The organism is Pseudomonas sp. NFACC56-3 (assembly GCF_900100025.1).
Taxonomy (GTDB): Bacteria; Pseudomonadota; Gammaproteobacteria; order Pseudomonadales; family Pseudomonadaceae; genus Aquipseudomonas; species Aquipseudomonas fluorescens_AA.
Map to the genome: position 1 here is coordinate 20952 of NZ_FMTK01000028.1, position 20025 is coordinate 40976.

Consider the following 20025-nt stretch of genomic DNA (forward strand, 5'->3'; position numbering starts at 1 on the left):
CGGGAGCAAGCTCCCTCGCCACAGGGGTCTGCACCAAACTTACATTTTAGTTTCACCCATAAAAAACCGGACCCAAGGTCCGGTTTTTTTCATGAAGCCCTACCGCCGCTTCACTCAGCCGCAGGCGCCTCTGGCTTGCGGCGCTTGAGCGGGGCCATGCCGTCCTTGCTGACCAGCGATGGGGCGTCGGTCTTCGGGCGGTTGGCGGTCTTGCGCTTGGTCGGGGCCTTGGCGCCGGTTTTCTTCTTGTCGCCCTTGGCGTCGACCTTTTTCTTTTTCACACCCACGGCCTTGCCCGAGGCCTTGACCTTTTTCGGTCCGCCGTAGGTGCCTTTGACTTCCTTGATGGTGCGGCGCTCGAAGCTCTGCTTGAGGTAGCGCTCGATGCTCGACATCAGGTTCCAGTCGCCGTGGCAGATCAGCGAAATCGCCAGGCCGTCATTGCCGGCGCGGCCGGTGCGACCGATGCGGTGCACGTATTCGTCGCCGCTACGGGGCATGTCGAAGTTGATGACCATGTCCAGGCCATCCACGTCCAGGCCGCGGGCGGCGACATCGGTGGCGACGAGGATTTTCACGCCACCCTGCTTGAGGCGGTCGATGGCCAGCTTGCGGTCCTTCTGGTCTTTCTCGCCGTGCAGCACGAACGCCTTGTATTCCTGGGCCACCAGGCGACCGTAGATGCGGTCGGCCATGGCCCGGGTGTTGGTGAACACGATGGCTTTTTCGTAGGTTTCGTTGGCCAGCAACCAGTTGACGATCTGTTCTTTGTGCTGGTTGTGGTCGGCGGTGATGATCTGCTGGCGGGTGGTGGAATTCAGTTGGCTGACCGCGTTGAGCTGCAAGTGCTCAGGGTTGTTCAACACCTTGGCGATCATCTCGCGCAGGCCCGAACCGCCGGTGGTGGCGGAGAACAGCATGGTCTGCTGGCGATTGACGCATTCGTCCACCAGGCGCTGCACGTCTTCGGCAAAGCCCATGTCCAGCATGCGATCGGCCTCGTCCAGCACCAGCACTTCGACTTCCTTGAGGTCGAGGTTGCCGGCGTTCAACTGCTCGATCATCCGCCCCGGCGTGCCGATCAGGATGTCCGGCACCTTGCGCAACATGGCGGCCTGGACCTTGAAGTCTTCGCCGCCGGTGATCAGGCCGGACTTGATGAAGGTGAATTGCGAGAAGCGCTCCACTTCCTTCAAGGTCTGCTGGGCCAGTTCGCGGGTCGGCAGCAGGATCAGGGTCTTGATGCTGACGCGGACCTTGGCCGGACCGATCAGGCGGTTGAGGATCGGCAGCACGAACGCGGCGGTCTTGCCGCTGCCTGTTTGCGCCGTCACCCGCAAGTCACGCCCCTGGAGCGCGAGCGGAATAGCCGCTGCCTGCACCGGCGTTGGCTCGACAAATTTAAGCTCGGCCACGGCTTTGAGCAGGCGTTCGTGCAGGGCGAATTGGGAAAACACGGGTGCTACCTCGAAGAAATGCAAAAAAACAGCTGCATAGGGTAACGGTTTCGAGCGCCAAGGCCGAGTTTCTTTATACAAACGGCGGTAAATCGGTGCATTTTTATAAGCCGATTTGTCATCGACGGTCACTTGACCGGGCTTAAATGCTCTAATCGTCCCGTCGCGTCTTTATAGAAGAACCGTTTCGTCCATGGACATCAAACAACTCTGGGTCAACATCCAAGACCTCTGGGGTGCCCTTGACCAGCACCCGCTCCTGCATTCCAGCCTCGCCCTGATATTGCTGCTGGTCATCGCCCTGGTGTTGGGACGGGTGGCGCGCTACCTGATCCTGCACGCGGCCAAGCTGCTTGGGCGTCAACCGGCCCTGCACTGGGTCAACGACTTGCGCCAGAACAAAGTCTTCCATCGCCTGGCGCAGATGACGCCGTCACTGATCATCCAGTTCGGCTTGCACCTGGTGCCGGAACTGAGCAAGACCAGCATGATGTTCCTGGGCAACGTCGCCCTGGCGTTCACCATCCTGTTCATGGTGCTGAGCCTCAGTGCCCTGCTCAGCGCCCTGCTGGACGTGTACGCCCGCACCGAACATGCGCGTACCCGCTCGATCAAGGGCTACGTGCAACTGACGAAGATGGTGCTGTATGTGTTTGGCGCGATCATCATCGTCGCCACGCTGATCGACCGTTCGCCGCTGTTGCTGCTATCGGGCCTGGGTGCGATGTCGGCGGTAATCCTGTTGGTCTACAAGGACACCCTGCTGTCATTCGTCGCCAGCGTGCAGTTGACCAGCAATGACATGCTGCGGGTCGGCGACTGGATCGAGATGCCCCAGGTCGGCGCCGACGGTGATGTGGTGGATATCACGCTGCACACGGTGAAGGTGCAGAACTTCGACAAGACCATCGTCTCGATCCCGACCTGGCGGCTGATGTCCGAGTCGTTCAAGAACTGGCGCGGCATGCAGCAGTCCGGCGGGCGACGGATCAAGCGCAGCCTGTTCATCGATGCCAGCGGCGTGCGCTTCCTGCATGACGAGGAAGAACAGCGCCTGACCCAGGTGCGCCTGCTGACCGACTACATCGGCCGCAAGCAGGCCGAGCTCAAGGCCTGGAACGAGGCCCAGGGCAACGTCGCGGCGATGTCGGCCAACCGTCGGCGGATGACCAACCTGGGCACCTTCCGCGCCTATGCCCTGGCCTATTTGAAGAGCCACCCGGAGATCCAGCCGAACATGACCTGCATGGTCCGGCAGATGCAAACCACCGCCCAGGGTATCCCACTGGAAATCTACTGCTTCACCCGCACCACGGCGTGGGCGGACTACGAACGCATCCAGGGGGATATTTTCGATTACCTGCTGGCGGTGATGCCGGAGTTCGGATTGAACCTGTACCAGCAGCCCAGCGGCATGGACTTGCGTTCAGGGTTGCTGCCGGCGGTGTTGGGGGCGAGTCACCTGCCGGAGCCGCAGAAGCAAGTGATCTGACCCTCAGCCAAGATCTCCATGTGGGAGCGGGCTTGCTCGCGAAGGCGTCGCCTCAGTCGATATATTTGTTGCCTGACACTCCGCCTTCGCGAGCAAGCCCGCTCCCACAAGGGGATTCAGTGTGAAAGCTGAGACTGGCGTACCCCCAACCGACTGATCCACACCGCCGCCAGTATCACCGCCCCACCCAGCAGCAACCGCCCCAACGCCTCGTGCTGGTTCCAGATCAGCAGGTTCATCAGCAGCCCCACCGGCACGTGCAGGTTGTTCATCACCGCCAGCGTCCCGCCGTTGACCAGGCAGGCGCCTTTGTTCCACCAGTACAACCCCAGTGCGGTGGAAACCAGGCCGAGGAACACCAGCACGCCCCATTGCAACGGCGCTTCTGGCCAGAAATTGGCCTTGCCGAACAGCAGGAATGCCGGCAACGCCACCATCAACGCACCGAGATAGAAATAGCCGAAACGCCGGTAGTGCGGCAGGTCGCTCGGGTGACGGGCCACCAGGTGTTTGTAGAGCACCTGCCCGGCCGCATAGGTGAAGTTGGCCAGTTGCAGCAGCAAAAAGCCCATGAAGAAATCCGGGTTGATCCGGTCGTAGCGAATCACCGCCGCGCCGGCCACGGCCACCAGCGCCGCGATCAACGCCCAGGGATTGAAGCGCCGGTTCAGCGCATCCTCGATCAAGGTCACGTGCAAAGGCGTAAGGATGGTGAACAGCAGCACCTCGGGCACCGTCAATACTCGGAAGCTCAGGTACAGGCAGACGTAGGTCACGCCGAACTGCAAGGCACCGATCAACAGCATGCCGCGCATGAACGACGGCTCCACCTGACGCCAGCGGGTCAGCGGAATGAACACCAGCCCGGCCAACAGGACCCGTACCAGTACAGCGAAGTAACTGTCGACATGCCCAGCCAGGTACTCGCCGATCAGGCTGAAGGAAAATGCCTGGATCAATGTCACAAAAAGTAGATAGCCCATATCGCCCCTCGTTTCAGATGGCGGCGAAGATAGCGTTTTTTGAGGACGGTAACGAGCAGATAATAGAAACTGGCCAGCCCCGTCGCAGCAGGCAAAAAAAGCAGTACTTCATGATCGAAAGGGAGAGCATCGTTGTGGCGACGTCAAATCGGAACAAGAGCTGTTTTAACCGGTGATCTATAGGCCTGCTTACCGCTTTGCTGTCGGCAGGCATTGCCAACAGTTTCGCAGAGGATAAGGAAGTCAAAGAAATGCAGAGTATTCAGTTCCAAAAGGTCATTGATCTGAGCCACATCATCAGCCCGACCATTCCACTGTGGCCTAACGATCCCCCAATGACATTCGATGTGGTGGCTTCGCAGGAAAAAGACGGTTATTACTTGCGGCGCTTTAGCATTGGTGAGCACAGCGCGACTCATATGAACGCTCCAAATAGTTTTCACCCCAATGCCATTGGGATTGATGCCTATGAACCGGCGTCACTGGTACGGCCTGCTGTCGTGATCGATATACGTCCCCTGACTCAAGACAATCCAGATTATGTAATTGGCATCCAGGATATCGAAAAATGGGAACAGACCCATGGACACATTGATCAGGGATCTGTCGTGCTGTTTTATACAGGGTGGCAAGAGCTCTGGAACGATCCTGAGCGCTTTATCAATGAGGATGAGAAAGGTCCTCACTTCCCGGGTATTGGTGCTGCTGCCACAACGTTTTTGCTTGAAGAACGCCGGATAGCAGGAGTCGGTATCGATACACATGGTGCTGATCCAGGCCAAGACACGGTTTATGCCACCAACAGTCAAATCCTGGCTAAAAATGGGATTGTCCTGGAGTGCCTGACCAATCTTGATCAGTTACCCGCGAAAGGCACGACACTGGTCATTGGAGTGCTTCGCTTGAAAGAGGGGTCGGGCTCTCCTGTTTCCGTCATGGCATTTGTACCCTGAACTCACCTCAACTTGGAATTTCAGCCACTACCGGGGCACGAGCCTGGCACTGCTGCCGGTAGTGCTGGATGAAACCAAGGCTCTGCATTCGAACACACAAGGCTTTAGCTCAAGTTTGCCCGCTTCATTTTTTGCAAGACATCTGCGCCCCTCATCAGAAAAAAAAAGCCCGATCTCGCTAAAGCGTTCAATCGGGCTGATGCACTCAGGAGCAATAAGTGCAAAGGGAGGTTCGATGCGCAAAACGGTTTGAAGGGAATCGCCAGGTCACTAGACCACCTGGCGATTACCCGAGGATTAACGGATCAGGCGACCTGGGACAATTTGGCGTTGGCCTGATTCAGGCCCTTCTCCTGGAAGTCGCCGCCCAGGTTCATGCCTTCGGCATGGATGAAGGTCACGTCGTGGATGCCGATGAAGCCCATGACTTGGCGCAGGTAGGGTTCCTGATGGTCGGTGCTGCCACCGGCGTGAATGCCGCCCCGAGCGGTGAGCACGAAGGCGCGCTTGTCGGCCAGCAGGCCCTGGGGGCCGGTGGGGGTGTATTTGAACGTCACGCCGGCACGCAGCACATGGTCGAGCCACGCCTTCAAGGTGCTGGGAATGGCGAAGTTGTACATCGGTGCAGCCATCACCAGTACGTCGGCGGCCAGCAGCTCATCGGTCAGTTGGTTCGAACGTTCCAGCGAGGCGTTTTCGATGTCGTTGCGCTGCTCGACAGGCTTCATCCAGCCACCCAGCAGATTGGCATCCAGGTGCGGCACCGGGTTGATGGCCAGGTCGCGGACGGTGATGTCGTCGGCCGGGTGCGCAGCTTTCCACTGGCTGATGAAGGTCTGGGTCAGTTGACGGGAAACCGAGTCTTGCTGGCGGGCACTGCTTTCGATGATCAGAACGCGGGACATGGCTTGTAGGCTCCATCTGAGAATGTTGTCAGTCGATGGAAAGAAGGTTAAACGTGAGCATATCGATGAAAAAGCGCAAATAACTGCTGTAATGCATCGATATTTTCGTTTATAAGCGGAGCAGGCACGATCACCTGCCCCGTTGCCGGCTATTTCGGCTGACAGGTCAGCTTGATGCGCAGCTTGATGATGTTGCGGTTGAACTTGGCCGTGGCGTTCTTGAACTTGCCGGCGGCGACTTCAATCTTGCGGGTGCGCGGTGCCTCGGGACCGTTGTTGAACACCACGGTGCAGGCCGCGTCGGTGCTGCCGTAGTTGTTGACCTGGATAGAGCCGATGTCGGCATCGGTGTCATAGGCGGTGTAGTCGATGCTCAGGCCGTTGAGGTGTTTTTCCACATCGATCGGGTAGGCAAACGCAGTCAGTGGCAGCAAAGCCAGCACCACACAACAGATTTTCTTCATTCGGCAGTCTCCACCAAGGGACCGCCAGCTTAGGACAAGAGGAGCTCATTATGAAAGCGCCCCGCGTGACCCTTGATCAATGGCGAACCTTGCAAGCCGTGGTGGACCACGGTGGTTTCGCCCAGGCCGCCGAAGTGCTGCATCGCTCCCAGTCATCCGTGAGCTACACCGTGGCCCGCATGCAGGATCAGCTCGGCGTGCCGTTGCTGCGCATCGATGGACGCAAGGCCGTGTTGACCGAAGCCGGCGGGGTGCTGCTGCGCCGCTCGCGGCAACTGGTGAAACAGGCCAGCCAATTGGAAGACCTGGCCCACCACATGGAGCAGGGCTGGGAAGCGGAAGTGCGCCTGGTGGTCGACGCGGCCTACCCCAACGCCCGCCTCGTTCGCGCCTTGACCGCGTTCATGCCGCAAAGCCGTGGCTGCCGGGTGCGGCTGCGCGAAGAAGTGTTGTCGGGTGTCGAGGAAGTGCTGCTTGAAGGCGTGGCCGACCTGGCCATCAGCGGCTTCAGCATTCCCGGTTACCTGGGGGCGGAGTTGAGCGACGTGGAGTTCATCGCGGTGGCCCATCCCGAGCATGCCTTGCACCGCCTCAATCGCGAGCTGAACTTCCAGGACCTGGAAAGCCAGTTGCAAGTGGTCATCCGCGACTCCGGCCGCCAGCAGCCTCGCGACGTCGGCTGGCTCGGCGCCGAGCAGCGCTGGACCGTGGGCAGCCTGGCCACCGCCGCGAGTTTTGTCGGCAGCGGCCTGGGCTTCGCCTGGCTGCCCCGGCACATGATCGAACGGGAACTCAAGGAAGGCGTGCTCAAGCGTCTACCCTTGGAACAGGGAGGCAGCCGCAACTCGACCTTCTATCTTTTCTCAAACAAGGAAAAACCCCTTGGGCCGGCCACGCAAATCCTGATCGAATTGCTGCGTACCTTCGACACCGCGCCGCTGGATGCACCGTTCGCCGCCCCTGAACAAGCCTGACAAGGACTTCGCCGATGGCCTATTTTGCACACGAAGGATGCGACCTGCATTACGAGGAATACGGCCACGGCACGCCCTTGGTGCTGGTCCATGGGCTGGGCTCCAGCACCCGCGACTGGGAAAAGCAGATCCCGGCATTGTCCGTCCGCTACCGCCTGATCGTGATGGATGTGCGCGGCCATGGCCGCTCCGACAAACCCCGCGAGCGCTACAGCATCAAAGGTTTCAGCGCCGACCTGAGCGCCCTGATCGATCACCTGGAGCTGGGTCCGGTGCATTTGGTGGGCTGGTCCATGGGTGGCATGATCTGTTTCCAATTGGCGGTGGATGAGCCCGAACGGATCAGGAGCCTGTGCATCGTCAACAGCGCGCCAGAGGTCAAGGTCCGCACGCCCGACGATTGCTGGCAATGGTTCAAGCGCTGGAGCCTGATGCGCCTGCTCAGCCTGGAAACCATCGGCAAGGCCCTGGGCGCCAAGCTGTTTCCCAAGCCTGAGCAAACCGAGTTACGCCTGGAAATGGCCCGGCGCTGGGCAAAGAACGACAAACGTGCTTATCTCGCCAGCTTCGATGCAATCGTGGGGTGGGGCGTCCAGGAACGACTTTCACAGGTCGCCTGTCCAACCCTCGTCATCTGCGCCGACCACGACTACACCCCGGTGGCGCTGAAAGAAGCCTATGTAAAGCGGCTGCCCAATGCACATCTGGTGGTCATCGCCGATTCACGGCACGCTACCCCGCTGGATCAACCCGAACGCTTCAACCAAACCCTGCTCGACTTTTTGACCGCAACCGATTCCACCACTCAGGATCTCTGACCCCATGCTGAAAAAAATCGCCCTCGCCGCCGGCACCGTATTGTTTGCCGCCAACCTGATGGCCGCCACGCCCGCCAAGGCGCCCCATGTACTGCTGGACACCACCAACGGTCTGATCGAAATCGAACTGGACCCGGTCAAGGCCCCCATCAGTACCAAGAACTTCCTCGAGTACGTGGACAGTGGTTTCTACAACAACACGATTTTCCACCGCGTGATCCCGGGCTTCATGGCCCAGGGCGGCGGCTTTACCGCACAGATGCAACAGAAAGACACCAAGGCACCGATCAAGAACGAAGCCAGCAATGGCCTGCATAACGTTCGCGGCACCTTGTCGATGGCGCGCACGTCCAACCCGGACTCGGCCACCAGCCAGTTCTTCATCAACGTGGCCGACAACGCCTTCCTCGATCCGGGCCGTGACGCCGGTTACGCGGTGTTCGCCAAGGTGGTCAAGGGCATGGACGTGGTGGACATCATCGTCAACTCCCAGACCACCACCAAGCAAGGCATGCAAAACGTGCCGATCGACCCTGTGCTCATCAAGTCGGCCAAGCGCATCGACTGAGGCGGCACACGGCAAGCCTGGGCGGCGCGGTCATCCCGCACCGCCCATCAGCAAAAAGGAGAGCCCCTGCCAGGGCATTTACAGATGGTTTTTCGCCGCTTCGAAACACTGATCGATATCTTCCGCGACGCCCCGAGCTCGGCCCCGCCGAACCGCGTCCTGCCCTTCTACACCTATTATCTGAAACAGGTCTGGCCCAGCTTCGTCGTGCTGCTGGTGGTTGGCCTGATCGGCGCGCTGATCGAAGTGGCGCTGTTCAGCTACCTGAGCCGCATCATCGACCTGACCCAAGGCACGCCCAATGTGGACTTCTTCAAGGTCCATGGCCTGGAGCTGGCCTGGATGGCCGTGGTGGCGCTGGTTTTCCGGCCAATCTTCGTGGCCTTGCATGACCTGCTGGTGCACCAGACCCTGAGCCCCGGCATGACCAGCCTGATCCGCTGGCAGAACCACAGCTACGTGCTCAAGCAGAGCCTGAATTTCTTCCAGAACGATTTCGCCGGGCGCATCGCCCAGCGCATCATGCAGACCGGCAATTCCCTGCGCGACTCGGCGGTCCAGGCGGTGGATGCCCTGTGGCATGTACTGATCTATGCCGTCAGTTCCCTGGTGCTGTTCGCCGAAGCCGACTGGCGCCTGATGATCCCGCTGCTGATGTGGATTGCCGCCTACATCGGCGCACTCTGCTATTTCGTGCCACGGGTCAAGGAGCGCTCGGTGGTGTCATCCGATGCCCGCTCCAAACTCATGGGGCGGATCGTCGACGGCTACACCAACATCACCACCCTGAAGCTGTTCGCCCATACCAATTTCGAACAGCAATACGCCCGCGAAGCCATCCAGGAGCAGACCGAAAAAGCCCAGTTGGCTGGACGCGTGGTGACCAGCATGGACGTGGTCATTACCAGCATGAACGGGCTGCTGATCGTCGGCACCACCGCGCTGGCGCTGTGGCTCTGGACTCAGTCGCTGATCAGCGTGGGCGCCATTGCCCTGGCGACCGGGCTGGTGATCCGCATCGTCAACATGTCCGGCTGGATCATGTGGGTGGTCAACGGCATCTTCGAAAACATCGGCATGGTCCAGGACGGCCTGCAGACCATCGCCCAGCCGGTCAGCGTCACCGACCGCGACCAGGCCAAGCCCCTGGCGGTGGCTCGCGGCGAGGTGCGTTTCGAGCATGTGGATTTCCACTATGGCAAGAAAAGCGGGGTCATCGGCGACCTCAACCTGACCATCAAGCCCGGCGAGAAAATCGGCCTGATCGGCCCGTCCGGCGCGGGTAAATCCACCTTGGTGAACCTGCTGCTGCGCCTCTATGACGTGCAAAGCGGGCGCATCCTCATCGACGGCCAGGACATCGCCGAAGTCGGCCAGGAAAGCCTGCGCGAGCGCATCGGCATGATCACCCAGGACACCTCGCTGCTGCATCGCTCGATTCGCGAAAACCTGCTCTACGGCAAACCCGACGCCACCGATGCGCAACTCTGGGAAGCCGTGCACAAGGCCCGGGCCGATGAATTCATCCCATTGCTGTCGGACGCCGAAGGTCGCACCGGCTTCGATGCCCATGTGGGTGAGCGCGGGGTGAAACTGTCCGGCGGCCAGCGCCAGCGCATCGCTATCGCGCGCGTGCTGCTCAAGGACGCGCCGATTCTGATCATGGACGAAGCGACGTCAGCGCTGGACTCGGAAGTCGAGGCGGCGATACAGGAAAGCCTTGAAACCCTGATGCAAGGCAAGACCGTGATCGCCATCGCCCACCGCCTCTCCACCATCGCCCGGATGGACCGATTGGTGGTGCTGGAAAATGGCCGCATCGCCGAAACCGGCAGCCATGCCGAATTGCTGGCCCAGGGCGGGTTGTATGCGCGGCTGTGGCAGCATCAGACCGGTGGTTTCGTGGGAATCGACTGATTCCGACCTGACACAGCTGACCCTGTGGCGAGGGAGCTTGCTCCCTCGCCACAGGGTTCGGTGTCAGGCCTGCCGATACGGCAGTGCCGTCCTGGCCTCTTCGGCGTATGCCAGCACCCCCTCCTGCTCGCGCACGAGAAAATCCGCCACTGCCGCTTTCAACCCCGGATGACGCAAGTAATGCCATGAGCGGGTAATCACTGGCTCGAACCCGCGAATCAACTTGTGCTCACCTTGGGCGCCGGCATCGAAGCGCTGCAAGCCATGGGCAATCGCATAATCCATGCCTTGATAGAAACAAGTCTCGAAGTGCAACCGGTCGAACTCCGCCAGGCAGCCCCAGTACCGTCCATAGAAACTGTCGCCGCCCACCAGGCTGAATGCCATCGCCACCGGCCGTGAACCTTGCTTGGCCAGCACCACACGGATGGCCTCGGGCATGCGCTCGGCCAACAGGCTGAAGAATGTCCGGGTCAAGTAGGGCGCCTGCCGTCGTATCGCGTAGGTGTTGGCGTAACAGGCGTAGACAAAATCCCATTGTGCCTCGTCCAACTGATGACCTTCGAGCCATTCGAACGCGATGCCCTGCCCCGCCACCTGTTCACGCTCCTTGCGCATCTGCTTGCGCTTGCGGGAACTGAGGGCATCGAGAAAATCCTGGAAGTCCCGATAACCACGATTTTGCCAGTGGTACTGGCAGCCGATCCGCTGCAGCCAGCCTTCTTGCCCGGCAAGTGCCGCGTCGGTGAAGGCATCGGTGAAGTTGATGTGGGCACTGGAAAGCCCTTCGATTTCCAGGTATCCGGGCACGCTGCCCAGCAACGCCAGACCGTCCTCCACCCGCGCCGCCAACAGTCGCGGGCCACTGACCGGGCTGAACGGTACCGCCGTCAACAGCTTGGGGTAGTAATCGATGCCGGCGCGGGCGCAAGCATCGGCCCAGCCGTGGTCGAACACGTATTCACCGTAGGAATGCCACTTGCGGTAACTGGGCAGGGCCGCCAACAGTTGACCGTTTTCAATGTGCAACAAATGCTCGGCTTGCCAACCGGATTGCGGCCCCAGGCTGGCGCTGTCTTCCAGGGTGCCAAGGAAGGCGTGGCGCAGGAAAGGCTGGTTGGCGGGCATCAACGCGTCCCACTCGTGCGGCGCGATGGCGGACAGGCTGTCCAAGACGTGAAGCGGCATGCGATTCCTCGAGAGCCAGACGACGGATGGAACGAGTATCGCCGATCCTGACCGAGCGCACATAAAAAAACCCCGCCAGGGGCGGGGTTGAAAAGGAGCATTAACGGATGAAGAAAACGCTCTGCATCAAGTCAGCGCGTTTCAGAACACGTACTGGGCACGGACGACGAAACCGTCGCCATCGTCATCGCCATTGACGTTGGTGACCTTGTCGGTCTTGGCCTTGATGTAGGCACCGGTGATTTTCACCGCTTCGTTGGCGTACCAGTTCACGCCCAGGTTGTGCACCTTGGCTTCGGCATCGCCGACGTCACGGGTGGCGCTGGCGGTGGTGATGTTGTCGTCTTCGACGGTCATGCTGTCGAAGCGGTAGAACACTTCCCAGGCACCGATGGACTTGTTCTGAGGCTTGATGGCGTCGAACTTGCCGACTTTATAGCCGCGGGATTCACCGGTGAGGGTGTAGGCGCCCTGGACATAGAAGCCGTGGCCCTTGATGTCTTCGAAGCCGTCGGCATCAGCCTTGGTCTTGCGAGTGATGTATTCACCCTGGATCGACGCCGGGCCCATGGCGAAAGCGGCTTCCAGGCCGAACGCGGTGTCACGGTCGTAGGAACCGGCCGGCGAGTTGTTGGCGCCGCCCAGTACCGGACGGTTGCCGTTAGGGCCGGCGTCGTTGCCGCCGAGGGTTTCAACGCCACGCATGCCCAGGCGGGAACGATAACGTGCATCGAACACCGTGTCGGACACATCACGGGAGGCCACGTTCAGACCGAAGTGCAGCACGTTGCCAGCTTCGTGCATCGGAGCGAAGACGAAGCGACCGTTGACTTGCTTGACGCTGTCGCCGTCGGTGTCGTCGGTGTCCTTGCTGAACACACCGGCCGAAGCATAGAACGAATCGGCGAAGGTGCTGGACGCCTGGATGCCCAGGCCGTTCTGATGGCTGTTGGCCCAATCGATCAGGTCGTAGGCGGCGTTACGCTCTGGTGCAGTCACCCATTTGGAGCTGGTGGCTTTTTCCAGGCCGAAGTCGGGGTCGAAACGACCGACCTTGATCGACACCGGCTTGAAGCCGTTGTAGGCCAGGGACGCTTCGTCGAAGTAGCCGTTGTCGGAGTCGCCGGTGTTGTGGGACATGTCGTAGTTGATGGTGTAGGCCCAGTCCGTGTACAGCACGCCGGACAACTCCAGGAAAGCGCGACGGAAGTAAGCGGCGTCGGCCGATTTGCCGTTGTCGGTGTAGATCCCATCAAACTGGCTGTAGTCAGCCTGCAAACGACCGCCGAGCTTGAAGCTGAACTCTTTGTCCGTGGTAGCGACCTCAAGGCCGCCCTTGGTTTTGACCACGATATCGGCGCCATCGGTGGTGACGGTGCCGGCGAAAGCCTGGGCGGTTACTGCCATTGCCAGTGCGCTGGCGGCAACACCTGCGAAGTGCTTACGGATCATCGAAGAATTCCCCTGTTGGTAGTCTATGCGTTAGAAAACACGCGGAACTGGGCCCGCTGGTGTTGGGAGGGGATGTTGGCGACCGGTTGTGTCAGGCGAGTTGCTATCACATAAAGATTTTATGACAGCGGAACTTTTTACTTCGAATGGGAATAACCAGCACAACGGCAAGCCCCTTGTGGGAGCGAGCTTGCTCGCGATAGCGATATGTCAGTGACAGATTTGTTGCCTGATGCGCCGCCATCGCGAGCAAGCTCGCTCCCACATGGGGGGTGATGTGTCAGGTGTCAGCGGATGTTTTTGCGACGCTCAGCGGCGAGTTTCTCGGCGAGGTGGTCCAGGTCGGGAATCGGTGGTTGCGGCAGTTTTTTGAGGGTCGCCTGCATCAGGCGCATCTGACGGATGAAACGTCGGCAATTGGGGCAGAACATCAAGTGATGCCGCACCATCAGGCGTTCACGAAAGCTCAATTGACCATCGAGATAATCGCTGGAGCGCGCCACTTGTTCCTTGCAGGTCAGCATTCGCCGGTTTCCTCGAAATGTTCAACAGTCGCGAAGACCTTCAGTCGGGCACGATGCAACAGCACACGTACATTGGAGAGTGAAATACCCAGCAGATTACAGATTTCGTCCAACTCCAGATCCTGCTGTTCCCGCAGGGTCAGCACGCTGCCTTGCAGTTCCGACAGGCTGAGCAACGTGTGCTCCAGGCAATCACGCAATTCACTCATCGTGAGCAGCGCTTCGGGCGTGTCCTGGTGCCAGGCGAACGGCGCCAGCAACCAATGGCCGTCAGCGGCGAAACGGTCTTCGCCGAGGGTGCCGTGGGGGGCAGGGAGATCATCGAGCAGCACTTCCCGCCGATTCTGCTTGTAGCGACCCTTGGCGGCGTTCGCCGTGATGGTCAACAGCCAGGTCTTGAGGCTGGAGCGCCCCTGGAAACCACCGAGATTGCGCACCACGGACAGCCAGGCGTCCTGCACCACTTCGTCGACATGGCGACTGCCGACGATGGCATAGGCCACGGCACGCATCGGGCTCTGGTAGGCGCTGACCAGTTCCCTGTAGGCCTGCTGCTCACCGGCCAGGAGGCGTTGGAGCAGGAGGGTGTCGTCGGTGACCGTCATTCAACATCCCATTGCCTGGAAGGACTGATGATTTTTCTGTGGCGAGGGAGCTTGCTCCCGCTCGGTTGCGCAGCAACCGCAAAATCCCGGGGCCGCTTCGCAGCCCAGCGGGAGCAAGCTCCCTCGCCACAAAAGCTGAAGCAGCCCGGATCGGATCAATGCTTACGCAAAATCACGCTGCCAATCGAATAACCGGCACCGAAGGAACTGAGGACGGCGACCGAGCCGCTGGGTAAGTCATCCTGGTATTTGTGGAATGCAATCACCGAACCGGCCGAACTGGTGTTGGCGTAGCGGTCGAGGATCACGGGGGCTTCCGCTTCGGTGGCTTCGCGTCCCAGCAGTTTGCGCACGATCAGGTGGTTCATGCTCAAGTTGGCCTGGTGCAGCCAGAAGCGTTTCACGTCGCCAACGTTCAGTTGGTTTTCTTCCAGATGGGTACCGATCAGTTCGGCCACCATCGGGCAAACGTCGCGGAACACTTTGCGGCCTTCCTGGACGAACAACTTGTCGCGGCTGCCGATGCCCTCTTCGGCGGCGCGGTTGAGGAAGCCGAAGTTGTTGCGGATGTTATTGGAAAACTTGGTGAGCAGCTTGGTGCTGACCACGTCGAACTGGTACGGCGAGGTCGCCAGGTCCGCCCGCTCGATGATCACGGCGGTGGCCGCGTCGCCGAAGATGAAGTGGCTATCGCGGTCGCGGAAGTTCAAGTGGCCGGTGCACACTTCCGGGTTGACCATCAGGATCGCTCGGGCCTGACCCAGTTGCACACTGTTGGCCGCGGCCTGGATACCGAAGGTCGCCGAGGAACAGGCCACGTTCATGTCGAAACCGAAACCTTCGATGCCCAGGGCTTCCTGGACTTCGATGGCGATGGCCGGGTAGGCACGCTGCAGGTTGGAACAGGCGACGATCACACCGTCGATGTCGGCGGCGGTGCGGCCGGCGCGCTCCAGGGCCTGCTTCGCAGCGCCGACGGCCATTTCGCAGAGCACCGACCACTCGTCGTTGGAGCGCTCGGGCAGGCGTGGGGTCATGCGTTGCGGATCGAGAATGCCGTCCTTGTCCATGACAAAGCGGCTCTTGATGCCCGAGGCCTTTTCGATGAACGCGGCGTTGGATTCGGTCAATGCCTCGACTTCACCCCGCTCGATGGCATCGGCGTTGTCGGCGTTGAATTGCGCGACATAGGTATTGAAAGATTGCACCAGCTCTTCGTTGGAGATGCTGTTGGCCGGGGTGTACAGGCCGGTGCCGCTGATGACGACGTTATGCATGGGTCGTGTCTCTGATCTGTTCAGGCAGAAAGTATTGGCACCGACGTACCAATACACAAAGGGACTTTTCCCATCCGGGGAAGCAGCCCTGGCATCGCTTTATTCCGGATCCGCCCGTGGCCTTGAAGCTCAAAACCACGGAACCGGCATTTATAGGCGCGAAGTTTGCCATAAACGCTGGGGTTTGGCCCATTCTCCCTTACTGACGACACAAAACCTGTGGGAGCGAGCTTGCTCGCGATAGCGGTGGTTCAGCCTGCATTGATGTTGACTGATTCACCGCAATCGCGAGCAAGCTCGCTCCCACAAGGGTTTGGTGGCCTTGACCATCACCCCTCCACCAACCCCCACTGCTTGCCCAGGCGCTTGTCGGAAATCGGCACCTTGGTCCCCAACTGCTGGGCAAACAGCGATACCCGGTATTCCTCCAGCCACCAACGGTACAACTCCAGTTGCGGGTCGCGCTTGCCTTCCTGGGCGTGTTTGCTGGCGCGGGCCTGGTATTGGGCCCAGAGGTTCGACAGTTCGCCGCTCCAGACCCGGTCCTTCTGCACCTGGCTGCCCAGCTTCTCGAAGCGTTGCTCGATGGCCTTGAGGTAGCGCGGCAACTCCTTGAGCCACTGATGCGGGGTTTCCCGCACGAAGCCCGGGTACACCAGGTGACTGAGCTGCTGCTTGATGTCATTCAGCGCCACGGCCTGGGCCAGGTCGATCTTGCCCTTGAAGCGTTTTTGCAGGCCATGCCAGAGCTTGAGGATGTCCAGGGTCAGCTTCGCCAGGCGTTCGGCGTGTTCGGTCCAGCCGCCGCGCTTGCGCTCGGCCAGGGCAGCGAGGGCGGCGCCGTCGCGGGGCAGGCTCGCTTCACCTTCGAGCACACAGCTGTCGAGGCTGGCGAGCAGGATGTCTTCCACCAAGCCATCGATACGGCCCAAGTCGCGGTACAGCAGGCCCAGCTCCGTCAGCCCCGGCAGCTTGCCCCGCAGGAACTTGGCCGATTCGGCCAATTGCTGCATGAGCAAGCGCTGCAAGGCGCGGCGATGCTGGAATTCGGCTTCGGCCGGAGTCGGGAAACGACCTTCCTTGACCACGCCACCCTCTTCCACCAGCGCCGGATAGACCGTCATCGACAGGCCGGCGATCTTCTGCTGGGTTTTCTCGGCCACCGGCGCGAAGACCTTCGCTTCCACCGGTGCCTGGCTCTTGGCCGTTTGCGGCACGGCCAAGGCCGCCTGGCTGGCCTCGGCAAAGCGTGCTGTCAGCTCGGCCAGGTCGCGGCCCTCGCCGAGGAACTTGCCCTGGCCGTCGACAATTTCCAGGTTCATGCGCAAGTGGCTTTCCACCTGCTGCGCGGCTTCCGCCCAGGCTTCGTCGCTGACCCGCGCACCGGTCATGCGCAGCAGCTCACGGCCCAGGGCTTGGGGCAACGAACCTTCGGCAAAAGTGATGCGTTGCAGCGCCGCCTTGACGAAGTCCGGTACCGGCACGAAGTTCTTGCGCAGGGCCTTGGGCAGGTTGCGCACCAGGGCGATGCACTTGGCCTCGATCATCCCCGGCACCAGCCATTCCAGGCGCTCCGGCGGCAGCATCGGCAACAACGGCGCCGGCACGCGCAAGGTCACGCCGTCGCGGGGATGGTTGGGCTCGAAGTGGTAGCTCAGCGGCAACGTCAGGTCGCCGACACGCAAGGTGTCGGGGTACTGCGTGGCGGTGACCTCGCTGGCCTCGCGGGCCAACACGTCTTCCTCGCGCATGATCAGCAATTGCGGGTCTTTCTGGCTGTTGATCCGGTACCAGCTGTCGAATGTCGCGGTCTGGTGGATCTCCGCCGGCAAACGGGCATCGTAGAACGCGAACAGGGTTTCCTCGTCCGCCAGGATGTCGCGGCGGCGGGCCTTGGCTTCCAGTTCGTCGAGTTGCTCCAGCAAGCGGGTATTGGCGCCCAGGCACTTGGCCTTGGACTGGATCTCGCCGCGCACCAGCGCCTCGCGGATGAACAGCTCACGGGACACCACCGGGTCCACCGGACCGTAGTGCACCGGCCGCCGGCCGACGACGATGAGCCCGAACAAGGTGATCTGCTCATAGGCCACCACTTGCCCGCGCTTCTTCTCCCAATGGGGTTCGAAGTGGTTTTTCTTGATCAGGTGTCCAGCCAGCGGTTCGATCCAGTCCGGCTCGATCTTGGCCACCATGCGCGCGTACAACTTGGTGGTTTCCACCAACTCGGCGGTCATCAGCCACTGCGGCCGCTTCTTGCCCAGGCCCGACGAGGGGTGGACCCAGAACCGCCGCTGGCGAGCACCGAGGTAATCACCGTCTTCGGTTTTCTGGCCGATCTGACTGAGCAGGCCCGAGAGCACCGCTTTGTGCAGTTTCGGGTAGTCGGCCGGGTCCTTGTTGAGGCTCAACTGCATGTCGCGGCAGATCAGGCTCAACTGACGATGGGAATCGCGCCATTCGCGCAGGCGCAGGTAATTGAGGAAATTCTTGCGGCACCAGTTGCGCAGCGGGCTGGCGGTCAAGGCCTGGCGCTGCTCTTCGAAACCGCGCCACAGGTTGACCAGCCCGGCGAAGTCCGAATCCGGGTCCTTCCACTGGGCGTGGGCCTGGTCGGCCGCCTGCTGACGCTCCGGCGGACGTTCGCGCGGGTCCTGGATCGACATGGCGCTGGCGACGATCAACACTTCCTGCAGGCTGCCCAGCTTCGCCGCTTCCAGCAGCATGCGGCCCATGCGCGGGTCCACCGGCAGGCGCGCCAACTGCCGGCCGAGCGGGGTCAGCTGACTGTTGCGGTCCACCGCCGAGAGTTCTTGCAGCAGATTGAAACCGTCGCTGATGGCTTTGCCATCCGGCGGTTCGATAAACGGGAAATCGGTGATCTCGCCGAGGCGCAGGTGCAGCATCTGCAGGATCACCGCCGCCAGGTTGGTGCGCAGGATCTCAGGATCGGTGAACTCTGGCCGCCCAAGAAAATCCTCCTCGCTGTACAACCGCACGCAAATCCCCGGCTCGACCCGGCCGCAACGCCCCTTGCGCTGGTTGGCGCTGGCCTGGGAAATGGCCTCGATGGGCAAGCGCTGGACCTTGGCCCGATAACTGTAGCGGCTGATGCGCGCGGTGCCGCTGTCGATCACGTAGCGGATACCCGGCACGGTGAGCGAGGTTTCAGCGACGTTGGTCGCCAGCACCACGCGACGGCCCGGGTGGGACTGGAAGATCCGCTGCTGTTCGGCCGGCGACAAGCGCGCATAGAGCGGCAGGATCTCGGTGTGCTTGAGCTGGGCCTTGCGCAGCATCTCCGCCGCGTCGCGAATCTCCCGCTCGCCCGGCAGAAACACCAGCACATCCCCAGGACTGCGGCGCTCGCTACGCTCGTAGGCGGCGATTTCATCGAGGGTGGCGAGGATCGCCTGGTCAACGGTCAAATCGTCCTCGACCCGGTTACCCTCCTCGTCCTGCTCCAGGGTCAGCGGGCGATACCAGGTTTCCACCGGGAAGGTGCGACCCGAGACCTCCACGATCGGCGCGTCGTCGAAGTGCTTGGAAAAGCGCTCCAGGTCGATGGTCGCCGAGGTGATGATGACTTTCAGGTCCGGGCGACGCGGCAGCAGGGTCTTGAGGTAGCCGAGCAGGAAGTCGATGTTCAGGCTGCGTTCGTGGGCTTCGTCGACGATGATCGTGTCGTAGCGCTCGAGGTAGCGGTCATTCTGGGTCTCGGCCAGTAGGATACCGTCGGTCATCAGCTTGATCAGGGTGTTGGCGTCGCTCTGGTCCTCGAAGCGCACCTGATAACCCACCAGCGCCCCCAACGGCGTAGCCAGTTCTTCGGCGACACGGCTTGCGACGCTGCGGGCGGCGATCCGGCGCGGTTGGGTGTGGCCGATCAAACCGTGCTGGCCGCGACCGATTTCCAGGCAGATCTTCGGCAACTGCGTGGTTTTGCCCGAGCCAGTCTCGCCGGCGATGATCAGCACCTGGTGCTTGAGCAACGCCTCCTTGATTTCGTCGCGCTTGGCGGCGATCGGCAGATTGTCGTCATAGCGGATCACCGGCAGGCTCGCCTTGCGCGCCAGCACCTGGTCGCACGACGCCTGCATGCGCGTCACCCACTGGGCCAGCTTGGCCTCGTCGGGCTTCTTGCGCAGCTCGAGCAACTGGCGCCGCAACCGGTGACGGTCGGCGAGCATGGCGTGGTCGAGGTTTTTCAGCAGCTTGTCGATAGCGGGGGCTTGGTCAGTCATCAGGTACGCAAGGGTCGTCGGTTTATGCAGGGGCGGATTGTCGCAGATTTGCGGCCATTGCGCCGAACACGCAAAGCAGCCCACCCGCCACACCCTGGTGGGAGCGAGCTTGCTCGCGATGGCGGTGGTTCAGGCTGCATTGATGTTGACTGAGATACCGCTATCGCGAGCAAGCTCGCTCCCACAGGGGATTTGCGTCAAGGCTGC

Annotated in this window: 16 protein-coding genes; 6 read left to right on the forward strand and 10 right to left on the reverse strand. The window is 61.0% G+C overall.

All coding sequences use genetic code 11. The features are described 5' to 3' along the window. Nucleotides 1-110: 110 nt before the first annotated feature. Nucleotides 111-1457: a DEAD/DEAH box helicase gene (locus BLO80_RS26430; RefSeq protein ID WP_060738709.1), complete on the reverse strand. Its 1347-nt coding sequence runs from the start codon at nucleotides 1455-1457 to the stop codon at nucleotides 111-113. 193 nt (nucleotides 1458-1650) lie between these two features. Here BLO80_RS26430 and BLO80_RS26435 point away from each other — a divergent pair, with 193 nt between their 5' ends. Further along, nucleotides 1651-2949 carry a mechanosensitive ion channel family protein gene (locus BLO80_RS26435; RefSeq protein ID WP_092333122.1) on the forward strand — a complete coding sequence of 433 codons (1299 nt, stop codon included), beginning with the start codon at nucleotides 1651-1653 and terminating at the stop codon, nucleotides 2947-2949. Nucleotides 2950-3065: 116 nt separating this feature from the next. Here BLO80_RS26435 and BLO80_RS26440 read toward each other — a convergent pair whose 3' ends face one another. Continuing rightward, the gene (locus BLO80_RS26440) at nucleotides 3066-3932 is read right to left on the reverse strand and encodes a carboxylate/amino acid/amine transporter (protein ID WP_092333124.1); all 867 of its coding nucleotides are present in this window, start codon (nucleotides 3930-3932) and stop codon (nucleotides 3066-3068) included. A 251-nt stretch (nucleotides 3933-4183) separates the two neighbouring features. Here BLO80_RS26440 and BLO80_RS26445 point away from each other — a divergent pair, with 251 nt between their 5' ends. Then, complete coding sequence (locus tag BLO80_RS26445) at nucleotides 4184-4885, forward strand: cyclase family protein (RefSeq protein WP_092333126.1); 702 nt, start codon at nucleotides 4184-4186, stop codon at nucleotides 4883-4885. Nucleotides 4886-5190: 305 nt separating this feature from the next. Here the strand turns inward: BLO80_RS26445 and BLO80_RS26450 are convergent, their stop codons facing one another. Continuing rightward, the gene (locus tag BLO80_RS26450) at nucleotides 5191-5790 is read right to left on the reverse strand and encodes an FMN-dependent NADH-azoreductase (protein ID WP_092204640.1); all 600 of its coding nucleotides are present in this window, start codon (nucleotides 5788-5790) and stop codon (nucleotides 5191-5193) included. A gap of 149 nt (nucleotides 5791-5939) precedes the next feature. Beyond that, nucleotides 5940-6254, reverse strand: a complete 315-nt coding sequence (locus BLO80_RS26455; RefSeq protein ID WP_060738712.1) for a hypothetical protein — start codon at nucleotides 6252-6254, stop codon at nucleotides 5940-5942. A 50-nt stretch (nucleotides 6255-6304) separates the two neighbouring features. On the opposite strand from BLO80_RS26455, the gene BLO80_RS26460 reads away from it, so the two are divergent. The 4 genes from BLO80_RS26460 (at nucleotide 6305) to BLO80_RS26475 (ending at nucleotide 10531) form a co-directional block, all read left to right on the forward strand. Beyond that, nucleotides 6305-7228 carry a PA3225 family LysR-type transcriptional regulator gene (locus BLO80_RS26460; RefSeq protein ID WP_060738713.1) on the forward strand — a complete coding sequence of 308 codons (924 nt, stop codon included), beginning with the start codon at nucleotides 6305-6307 and terminating at the stop codon, nucleotides 7226-7228. A gap of 14 nt (nucleotides 7229-7242) precedes the next feature. Continuing rightward, on the forward strand, nucleotides 7243-8046 hold the full coding sequence (locus tag BLO80_RS26465; RefSeq protein WP_092333128.1) for an alpha/beta fold hydrolase: 804 nt from the start codon (nucleotides 7243-7245) through the stop codon (nucleotides 8044-8046). A gap of 4 nt (nucleotides 8047-8050) precedes the next feature. Then, the gene (locus BLO80_RS26470; RefSeq protein WP_092173055.1) at nucleotides 8051-8614 is read left to right on the forward strand and encodes a peptidylprolyl isomerase; all 564 of its coding nucleotides are present in this window, start codon (nucleotides 8051-8053) and stop codon (nucleotides 8612-8614) included. Nucleotides 8615-8698: 84 nt separating this feature from the next. Next, nucleotides 8699-10531: an ABC transporter ATP-binding protein gene (locus tag BLO80_RS26475; RefSeq protein ID WP_092333130.1), complete on the forward strand. Its 1833-nt coding sequence runs from the start codon at nucleotides 8699-8701 to the stop codon at nucleotides 10529-10531. Nucleotides 10532-10594: 63 nt separating this feature from the next. Here the strand turns inward: BLO80_RS26475 and BLO80_RS26480 are convergent, their stop codons facing one another. The 6 genes from BLO80_RS26480 to hrpA all read right to left on the reverse strand — a co-directional run bounded on the left by BLO80_RS26480 (nucleotide 10595) and on the right by hrpA (nucleotide 19818). Beyond that, nucleotides 10595-11719 carry a GNAT family N-acetyltransferase gene (locus BLO80_RS26480; protein WP_092333132.1) on the reverse strand — a complete coding sequence of 375 codons (1125 nt, stop codon included), beginning with the start codon at nucleotides 11717-11719 and terminating at the stop codon, nucleotides 10595-10597. A 141-nt stretch (nucleotides 11720-11860) separates the two neighbouring features. Beyond that, nucleotides 11861-13171: an OprO/OprP family phosphate-selective porin gene (locus BLO80_RS26485; protein WP_092333134.1), complete on the reverse strand. Its 1311-nt coding sequence runs from the start codon at nucleotides 13169-13171 to the stop codon at nucleotides 11861-11863. 287 nt (nucleotides 13172-13458) lie between these two features. Then, nucleotides 13459-13695, reverse strand: a complete 237-nt coding sequence (locus BLO80_RS26490) for an anti-sigma factor family protein (protein WP_018607575.1) — start codon at nucleotides 13693-13695, stop codon at nucleotides 13459-13461. After that, a complete protein-coding gene (locus BLO80_RS26495; RefSeq protein WP_092333136.1) occupies nucleotides 13689-14300 on the reverse strand; it encodes an RNA polymerase sigma factor in 612 nt (203 codons plus the stop codon). Before BLO80_RS26495 ends, BLO80_RS26490 begins: the two co-directional genes overlap by 7 nt. Nucleotides 14301-14455: 155 nt before the next feature. Beyond that, a complete protein-coding gene (locus BLO80_RS26500; protein ID WP_092333138.1) occupies nucleotides 14456-15577 on the reverse strand; it encodes a beta-ketoacyl-ACP synthase III in 1122 nt (373 codons plus the stop codon). Nucleotides 15578-15906: 329 nt separating this feature from the next. Beyond that, nucleotides 15907-19818, reverse strand: a complete 3912-nt coding sequence (hrpA, locus tag BLO80_RS26505; protein WP_092333140.1) for an ATP-dependent RNA helicase HrpA — start codon at nucleotides 19816-19818, stop codon at nucleotides 15907-15909. Nucleotides 19819-20025 lie beyond the last annotated feature (207 nt).

Excerpts from the sequence above, each read along its gene's own strand:
- BLO80_RS26435 (WP_092333122.1), top strand. The coding sequence starts at position 1,651 with ATGGACATCAAACAACTCTGGGTCAACATCCAAGACCTCTGGGGTGCC.
- BLO80_RS26440 (WP_092333124.1), bottom strand. The coding sequence starts at position 3,932 with ATGGGCTATCTACTTTTTGTGACATTGATCCAGGCATTTTCCTTCAGC.
- BLO80_RS26445 (WP_092333126.1), top strand. The coding sequence starts at position 4,184 with ATGCAGAGTATTCAGTTCCAAAAGGTCATTGATCTGAGCCACATCATC.
- BLO80_RS26450 (WP_092204640.1), bottom strand. The coding sequence starts at position 5,790 with ATGTCCCGCGTTCTGATCATCGAAAGCAGTGCCCGCCAGCAAGACTCG.
- BLO80_RS26455 (WP_060738712.1), bottom strand. The coding sequence starts at position 6,254 with ATGAAGAAAATCTGTTGTGTGGTGCTGGCTTTGCTGCCACTGACTGCG.
- BLO80_RS26460 (WP_060738713.1), top strand. The coding sequence starts at position 6,305 with ATGAAAGCGCCCCGCGTGACCCTTGATCAATGGCGAACCTTGCAAGCC.
- BLO80_RS26465 (WP_092333128.1), top strand. The coding sequence starts at position 7,243 with ATGGCCTATTTTGCACACGAAGGATGCGACCTGCATTACGAGGAATAC.
- BLO80_RS26470 (WP_092173055.1), top strand. The coding sequence starts at position 8,051 with ATGCTGAAAAAAATCGCCCTCGCCGCCGGCACCGTATTGTTTGCCGCC.
- BLO80_RS26475 (WP_092333130.1), top strand. The coding sequence starts at position 8,699 with ATGGTTTTTCGCCGCTTCGAAACACTGATCGATATCTTCCGCGACGCC.
- BLO80_RS26480 (WP_092333132.1), bottom strand. The coding sequence starts at position 11,719 with ATGCCGCTTCACGTCTTGGACAGCCTGTCCGCCATCGCGCCGCACGAG.
- BLO80_RS26485 (WP_092333134.1), bottom strand. The coding sequence starts at position 13,171 with ATGATCCGTAAGCACTTCGCAGGTGTTGCCGCCAGCGCACTGGCAATG.
- BLO80_RS26490 (WP_018607575.1), bottom strand. The coding sequence starts at position 13,695 with ATGCTGACCTGCAAGGAACAAGTGGCGCGCTCCAGCGATTATCTCGAT.
- BLO80_RS26495 (WP_092333136.1), bottom strand. The coding sequence starts at position 14,300 with ATGACGGTCACCGACGACACCCTCCTGCTCCAACGCCTCCTGGCCGGT.
- BLO80_RS26500 (WP_092333138.1), bottom strand. The coding sequence starts at position 15,577 with ATGCATAACGTCGTCATCAGCGGCACCGGCCTGTACACCCCGGCCAAC.
- hrpA (WP_092333140.1), bottom strand. The coding sequence starts at position 19,818 with ATGACTGACCAAGCCCCCGCTATCGACAAGCTGCTGAAAAACCTCGAC.